Origin of the sequence: Clostridioides sp. ZZV14-6345 (genome assembly GCF_020657775.1) — a bacterium.
GTDB lineage: Bacteria > Bacillota > Clostridia > Peptostreptococcales > Peptostreptococcaceae > Clostridioides > Clostridioides difficile_D.
On record NZ_JAGWCX010000101.1, the window covers coordinates 1 to 8,181 of the forward strand.

The following is an 8,181-nucleotide window of genomic DNA, read 5'->3' on the forward strand; positions in this document are numbered from 1 at the left end:
TACTCAAATATTATATATATAATATTTGAGTAATATCTAAACAATATAAACATAATATTATTTACTTTTTCTTAGTCTTATTTCTTTTATTTCTCTCATTGTATATATTTAAATTCTCTTCTTTTATAGTAACATCAGATAAAATTCGAGTTAGTATATCGCTTAATAATTTACTGACGTCGCTATTCATATCAATAGAAAAAGATTTTAATTTATTTACAAGTTCTTCATCGAGCGTTGCACTCATAGTTACCTTTTTACTTTTCTTATTAACTAGATTATATATGTTTAATGTCTTATTGTCTGTAGTTGTAGAATCATTTTGTATGATTGTTCCATTTTTTTTGAAAACTGGTTTTTCTTTATTAGATAAAAGTTCTCCGTTAAATTCTGGCATTTATAACACTCCTTTCACTTTTAGTTCTTCTAACACATTAGTAAACTCCTGTCTGCTGAAATGGTCTTTAGTTATTTTTGTATAATCTGTTAGAGATAGTTTTTTCAATAGGGCTTTCTCTATAAACTCATTTTTTCTAATATATGTATCTAACATAATATCTCTCATATCGTTAAACCCTTCCAGATAAGAATCGAAAGTATCGCTAATTTGAGTTTTCTTCTTCTCAAATCCAACTAAAATAGTATTTTTTATATTATCCTCCTTATCAAAATAGGTTCTATCAACATCCCAAAGTTGCTTAAATAATTCTGCTCCTCTTAAAGAAGAAATGTTTTTATCTTGAATTGGAATAATTATACTATCTGCTAAGAAAAGCACATTTTTAGCTGTCAAATCGTAGCGTGGAGATAAATCACAGATAATATAATCATACTCACTCAAAGTATTAAAGTTTTGCATGTACCAGCGAGCTAAAAATTTTTCCCTAGCTGGCAAAGGTGATAGCTCTTGTTCAAATCTAGCCATTTGTATGTCAGAAGGAATTAAGTCTACATTAGTGTAATTTGCATTAGGTGACTTGACTATTACATCATTAGCACTAATCCCTCTTAAAATATCTAATGTAGTATTATCATTATGATTTATTTCATAAACATATTGTGTTAGATTTGCTTGTACATCTAAATCCCACAAGAGAATTTTTTTATCTTTATCTTTCGCAAGTTCATACGCTGTCATTATAGACGTTGTTGTCTTATATATTCCCCCTTTTATGTTAAAGTACGTAAGTAGCTTTGTATTAGCCATTTTCTCCACCTCATTATTATATTTATAATATTATAATAATATTGTAGTATTGTTTTTATAATATTACAACAATATATTAATATTATTAATTGCAATATTTAAATAATATAAATACAATATTTATATATTGTATTTCATAATATTTTAATATTATATATACAATACTAAAATAATATTTTTATAATATTATAGTATTATTTTTATATTATAGTAAAATTTGAAAAAGAAGGCTAAGAAAAAAAGCAACCTTCTTTTATAGAAAAAGTCATTTATTCTTAGCCTTTTTAATTATTATTTCGTCGCCTCTCAAAGTGACCTCAACAGTTCTATCGCTTTCGGATACACCTAACGCTCTTACAAATGTGATAGGTAAGTTTAACTTTGTGCTTATAGAACCACTACCACCTTTGTTATAAATTACATTCAAAACCCTTGTTTCTTCCAAAACTACCACTCACCTTTTTTACGTTGCCAGTAAAAAAATGCTAATAGTAAAAAACTTACAAGTAACCAAATCACATTACTTAAACTAAAGCTTTTTACTAGAAGAATTACATCTAAAAATATAGTAAAAATAATTAAAGCAACGCATGTTTTATATACTTTTTTACTCATACTTTTTAAGAAAATGTGTTATAATTTAAGAAAGAAGTCACTAAGAAGGAAGAGCAATTCCTTCTTAGCTTAAAACCTACTACAAGTCTTTTAGAAGTTTAATAAGTCTATCTATTAAACTTACTAAAATACTTAGAATAGAGAGAATGATTTTAACTTTGCCAAGTCTTTTCTCTCTATTTTTTTGTCTTCTTTCTAGTCTGCTCATTTTCTTTTTTTCACCTCCTTCCTATAATATTATTATAGCATGACGTTACGTCAAAATCAATAGTTTTTCCCTATTTTTTTAGAAAATTTTGGTATATTTAAAATGATGTAAAGTTGTATCTTTTAAAGAAAATGTGATATAATAAAAGCAAGGAAATAATGATTTACTTTATACAAGAGCAGTTATTTCCAATTCAGATTAAAAATTAATTACTTTTTTAAACTACTCTTATTGGCGTTTGAGTAGTTTTTTATTTTATCATATGCAAAAGCTGATACAATACCAGCTAATATACTCAATAAAAAATTTATTACCATATCGCTCCACCTCCTTCCATTGCGGAATTTGGCGTTTAAATATGGAAATAACTACTCTTACACTTTTCAATCATTTTTTCCTTGCATAAATATTATAACATATTTTACATATAAAAAAGACTTAGTTTAGATACTAAGTCTTTTTAAAATACAGTTTTTAAGAAAATATTTTTTTTAAATATAATTTATTTTCAAAAAGAGTATATTTTTTATGATAAAATTTTTATAACATACTTTTAAGGAGGTTCAAAATGGAAAATTGTGTTTATATGTTTGTAAAAGGTTTTATAGAAGTTCTATATGTTGGAAAAGCAAAAAATTTAAATCATAGATTAAATAATCATTCCCATTTACCTAATGAATGCTATACAGAAGGAGATATGGAATTGGCTGAAAGATACTTTATATCTAAATATAAACCAGTTTATAATGATAAGCTATTGAAAAAAGATATAACTATAGAAATAGAGAATTTTAATAAGTTAAAATTTGAAGAATATAAGGGGTTTAAAAAAATAACTAAAAAGAATAGCTTCCTAAGAGATTTAGAACCATACATAAAAAATAATTCCTATGAAATGTACACAACTAAAAGTGGAAAAAGATGCTATAGAGTAAACCTCGATTTCATTGAAGAATTAAGTGAATTGCAAGAAGAAGATAAAATTTATATAGAATATAATTGTTGCGAAAGTATGAAAAAAATTTGGAAAAGAGTTTGATATGCCGAGCTGGTCGGTATTCTCCGCCGAAGAAAATGACGACTACTGTCTACACCTCTATTGTGAAGTAAGACAGAGATTTTAAAAAAGAAAATATAATTTATTTCCAAAAGAGTATATTTTTTTATAATTTAAATGTGCTATAATTATAATCATAATAAGCAGAAAACTTTTTTTATTGGTTTAAAAAAATCTACAAAAAATAAACAAGGAACATGCACTTGCCGTCAAACAATCATGTTCCTTACACTGGAGGTTAGACCTCTCTTAAGGATAATATATCCTTGCTTTTCTATACTTATATTTATATTATAAGACAAAGTGTAGAAAAACACAAGGTTTTTAGGGTAATTTTAATAGTAAAATTATTACAAAAAATCAAAAAAAGAGCGTCAGCCTCCAAAAAAAATTGGAGGGATAAAAGGTGGAAAATATTAATAAAAATGACATAGATAAGATATTTAGAAATGATTGCGATTTAGAAAGAGCAGTAGGAGAGATAGAAAATTACGCAAAGTTCAAGAGACAAGAAACACATAAAATAAAAAAATATATAGATGAAAAAAAGAGTGGAGTATATAATGCGATAGCGAGAGCAGGAGCAGGAGAGACGGTTCTTTTACTTGCTGAAACAGGGACAGGAAAAAGCTATAGCTTTATAAATGCACTTAAAAAAATGAATACAAAAGCATTATTCATATTACCGAATTCTGCGAACGTAGAACAGGCTATGAAGGAATATGACGTACCAGGTGCATACGACCTATTGCCTGCAACCAAAGCGCTAAAAGGTGGAAATCTAGTAGTTATGACATGGGATAAAACAGAACAATTACTAAACATTGATTTGAGCGATTACATAATCGTTGTTGATGAAATACATCAAACATATACAGATTCTTACAGAGAAAAAGCGATAAAAAATTTAAATAATATAGTTGTAAAATGCAAAGGAAGAATAGATATAACAGCAACTCCAACTAAATTAGAGTTTGAAATATATGACTACATAATAGAATACATAAAAGAAAAAAATACTAAGTATGATGTAAAACTTTATGACAATATAAACTTAGATAAAATGATAGAGATTATCAATAAATCAAAAAATAGTGCAGTTCTTTATAATAATAAAAAAGATTTAAAATATATAAATGAATTAACAGCAAAAAAAGGTGACATTGTTTACGCAAAAATCAAGGCTAAAAGTGAATTGTATAAGAGAATAATACAACACTCTGATATGGGAGACTATGAACTTTTACTAAACACAACAACAATTTTAGCAGGGGTAAATATAAAAAACAAAGACATAACAGATATAATAATCGCAGGTTTTAAAGACCCAGCGACAATAAAACAGTATGTTGCAAGATTCAGAGAATTAAAGCGTGTAAGGGTTCATATTTTCAATAATTTTAATGACGCAGAGGCAAGTAATAAGGTTTATGAAGTTAATAATATAATTAATATTAATTTTAAAAGAGCGAATAAATTAAAAGCATTATATAACGAGTTAAATAGTAAAAGAGCAACAGGATTTGAAACTGTTGGAATAGACCTTGTTCCATTCAGTATAGATTCTAATGTATACTATTCAAATAAAAATAAATGTTATGAAATAGATAAGTTATTTATTATAAGTAATACTTACACAAGGTATTATAACAGCAGAACAATAGCGAGTTTAAAAGTACTTTTAGAAGAATATTTCAAAGATGTAAAAATAGAAAACATAGAAGAGCAGGACGAGGAAACAAAACAAGAAATAAAAGAATATAAAAAAGTATTAAAAGAAATCAAAAGAGCAACATTGAAAACTTTAGAAGAAAATAAAAAGTACCTAGTCGGCTATGAGCAATTTAAAAGGGGTTCTAAGGACTTTAACCTCATGAGCTATATGAATTATAATAAGATGTCTGAAAACGACTACAAGCAGGCATACATTAAGTATAATATAGATTATTTAATCGACAAAGCAGACTGTTACAACGAAATTGAACTATTTTCTAAATATGTACTTGAAAATAACTATAGTCTTGAATTATCGTGGCAACTTGCGAATATGGGGAACAATAAAAGAGGTAATATATTTAATAAAATAAATAATCTTATCTACAGAGAGTTAAAAGAAGAACATCCAAATTTGCTGAATGATAACTTGATAGAAGTTGTTGCGTATAACTATATTGACAAGTTAGCAGGGATTGGAACAGCTTACACAGAATACAATTTACAAGAGTTAAGTAACGATTTAGGGATAATCCTAGGAGATGATTGGAAGTTAACAACAACTAAACTAGGAACTATCTTAAAAAATATATTTGTAATAAAAAACAAACAACATAGAAACTTTGGAGCATTGAAAGAATACTCATATTACAAAAATAATATTCCAAATGTTGAATTTATAGATGGTGACAGGATAAGAATAAATAAAATTGAAAGATATATAACAGTAGAAGACATAGAAAAGGATTTAAAACTAGAAAAAGGTGATTTAACTTTAAGAAATGCAATAAAAATTAGAAAGAAAAAATTATTAGATAAACTAGATGAAATTGAAAAAGCATTTTTAAATAATGAATTTGAGATAGGATTCAAAATTGAAAAGGAAGAAAAAAAACAAATGGAAATTTGCGTTTAAACAAAAAGTCACGGGGTTAGGATTTAATATATATATATATATAAATTCCTAACCCCGTGACTTTTTGATAATAAGTCACCAGTTAAAATAAACATAATTAACATACAATATTTAAAAAATGCTATAAAAACTAGAAAACAAAGGTTAAAGAACAATTAGAAATTTGTATTTAATAAAACAAAAAGTCAACGGAGTAGGATTTAATATATATATATATATAAATTCCTAACCCCGTGACTTTTTGATAATAAGTCACCAGTTAAAATAAACATAATTAACATACAATATTTAAAAAATGCTATAAAAACTAGAAAACAAAGGTTAAAGAACAATTAGAAATTTGTATTTAATAAAACAAAAAGTCAACGGAGTAGGATTTAATATATATATATATATAAATTCCTACTCCGTTGACTTTTTGATAATAAGTTAGATTAAATTTTAAAATATGAATGCATACAATTAAAAGAGGAAAATTTACTTTAGTGTAGAAATATATATAAAAAAGCAAATATAGGGGGATAGAATGAAAAAAATATTATTATGTGTCATTATTGGAATACTGGGATTAACCTTAGTTGCCTGTTCGTCAACGGCGAGTGGAGATAAGATTAATGGAATTGAAATTGTTGCAAAAGAAACATCTGCGGAACAAATCAAAGCAGATTGTAACCAGGATGGAAGCTATAATGAAAATGGAGAGTATTTCCAAATGGGATTGGATGCAGCTAAGGCGTCAGACTATGAATATAAAATAGTTAATGTGTCAGTTAAAAATACTAGCGACGAGGCTATTAAACTGTTTCAAACAGGTTGGAATGCTACAGCTAAGGACGGCTACGAATTTGAGCATATAAAAGTTACAGATAAGTTAGAAAATCAACAAGTGCCTGCAAATTATTCTTTTGATGCACAAGTTAAGATACCAGTTGAAAAGAAAATGAATGTAAAAGAGATAATACTTAAATATAATTTAAAAGATTATAGCAATTTAACTAATGCTATGAAAGACGCAAGTGCTGGAGCTACTAAAGAGGATATACAAAAGAAGTATCCAGAATTGTATGACGATAATTGGATAGAACTTGGAACTATAAAATTTGAATAAACAAGGAAAAAGACTTAATGTTTTTTGCGTTAGGTCTTTTAAATATAAGTAAACAGCATTGTTATGTTGAGTTTAAATAATGAATTTGACATAGGGTTTAAAATTGAAAAGGAAAAAGAAAAAGAAGTAGAATCAAAAGAACAATTAGAGATTTGCATCTAAACAAAAAGGATTATATATATATATATATATTAAATCCTACTCCCGGCTTTTTGATGTAAAAAATAGAAAAGGGAAAAGAAGTAATAGAACAATTAGAAATTTGTATTTAATAAAACAAAAAATCACGGGGTTAGGATTATATATATATGCAAGAAAATTCAGTATTTTTTGAATTGGAAGTATTTTCTAGTAGCAAAATTTGATAAAAGGTACTATTATAGTAGTATAAATGTTTAATTACGACAAAAAATCGTACATGTGTTCTTGTAATATCGAACAAAAGGGGGTATAATTAAAATTGTAAGTTATTTTTTACAAATTTTAAGAATGTATTATTCTACTTGCATTAGGGGGATGATTTAAGTTGAAAAAAGAAATAAAAAAGATGATAGACGAAATTGGGGACAGAGAATTATTAGAGATTATCTATTTGTATTTAAAGCGAAAAACTAAAAATAAATGAGTACATACGAAAAGCTATCAAATTAAAAATGATAGCTTTTTATTCTTTTGAAAAAACTTCCAATATTTTCAAGAGTGATTCTAATTGTTCATCTGTTAGTTTGCTGAACTCCAAAACAGCCTCTGCCAATTTTTCATTATCATCTATGGCACAAAAAGCTTCTGCTTTTATAGAATTTTTATCCTCGATATTATACATTTCGCCTCTGCCAGTTCTTAGCCATTCTTCATTTATTTTAAACAATGAAATTATTAATTTTAAATCACTTTCTTTTATCTTTGTTCTTCCGCTTTCCATGTTGTATATCTCATTCTTTGTTTTTCCTAATTTTTCTCCGAGTTCTATTTGCTTTAAACCTTCTGATAATCTTAATTTTCTTATTCGTACATTTATTCCATCCATTTTTTTAACTCCTTTCGCTATATTTTGATTTTATCGTAAAATATTGTTCAAGTCAACGTAATTGTACGTTAAAAGCGTAAAATGAAGACGTAAAAAATCTTTAAATAGTATTGACAGTCTTCAAATAACGTCTTATAATGTGAATATAAACGTTATTTGAAGTCAGGAGATGAATTAATGGATAGGGCAGATATGATTTTAAAAAGCGCAGGCTTATATTTAAAAATAAGTGAAGAAAAACAAAGAGTAATCAAATCTTTAGTAAAAGCAAGTGAAATTGAAAACATTGTTAAAAGCGATATTTTAGATATCAATAAACTAAATGAAGCG

General features: G+C 26.3%; 8 protein-coding genes. 3 read left to right on the top strand and 5 right to left on the bottom strand.

The window, feature by feature from the left end; all coding sequences use genetic code 11:
- Nucleotides 1-61: 61 nt before the first annotated feature.
- The 4 genes from KGF39_RS18340 to KGF39_RS20000 form a co-directional block, all read right to left on the bottom strand.
- Entirely contained in the window at nucleotides 62-397 is a 336-nt protein-coding gene (locus tag KGF39_RS18340) for a hypothetical protein (RefSeq protein ID WP_227823408.1), read from the bottom strand.
- The gene (locus tag KGF39_RS18345; protein WP_227823409.1) at nucleotides 398-1,207 is read right to left on the bottom strand and encodes a ParA family protein; all 810 of its coding nucleotides are present in this window, start codon (nucleotides 1,205-1,207) and stop codon (nucleotides 398-400) included. It abuts the gene before it with no gap.
- Nucleotides 1,208-1,472: 265 nt separating this feature from the next.
- Entirely contained in the window at nucleotides 1,473-1,652 is a 180-nt protein-coding gene (locus tag KGF39_RS18350; protein WP_227823410.1) for a hypothetical protein, read from the bottom strand.
- A gap of 249 nt (nucleotides 1,653-1,901) precedes the next feature.
- A complete protein-coding gene (locus KGF39_RS20000; RefSeq protein WP_255643638.1) occupies nucleotides 1,902-2,030 on the bottom strand; it encodes a hypothetical protein in 129 nt (42 codons plus the stop codon).
- Nucleotides 2,031-2,598: 568 nt separating this feature from the next.
- Between KGF39_RS20000 and KGF39_RS18355 the strand changes: the two genes are divergently transcribed.
- The 3 genes from KGF39_RS18355 (at nucleotide 2,599) to KGF39_RS18365 (ending at nucleotide 6,824) form a co-directional block, all read left to right on the top strand.
- Complete coding sequence (locus tag KGF39_RS18355; RefSeq protein ID WP_227823411.1) at nucleotides 2,599-3,069, top strand: hypothetical protein; 471 nt, start codon at nucleotides 2,599-2,601, stop codon at nucleotides 3,067-3,069.
- Nucleotides 3,070-3,493: 424 nt separating this feature from the next.
- Nucleotides 3,494-5,716: a DEAD/DEAH box helicase family protein gene (locus tag KGF39_RS18360; protein WP_227823412.1), complete on the top strand. Its 2,223-nt coding sequence runs from the start codon at nucleotides 3,494-3,496 to the stop codon at nucleotides 5,714-5,716.
- A 526-nt stretch (nucleotides 5,717-6,242) separates the two neighbouring features.
- Nucleotides 6,243-6,824 carry a hypothetical protein gene (locus KGF39_RS18365; RefSeq protein ID WP_227823413.1) on the top strand — a complete coding sequence of 194 codons (582 nt, stop codon included), beginning with the start codon at nucleotides 6,243-6,245 and terminating at the stop codon, nucleotides 6,822-6,824.
- A gap of 664 nt (nucleotides 6,825-7,488) precedes the next feature.
- Here KGF39_RS18365 and KGF39_RS18370 read toward each other — a convergent pair.
- Nucleotides 7,489-7,851, bottom strand: a complete 363-nt coding sequence (locus tag KGF39_RS18370; RefSeq protein WP_227823414.1) for a helix-turn-helix domain-containing protein — start codon at nucleotides 7,849-7,851, stop codon at nucleotides 7,489-7,491.
- Between the last annotated feature and the right edge of the window lie 330 nt (nucleotides 7,852-8,181).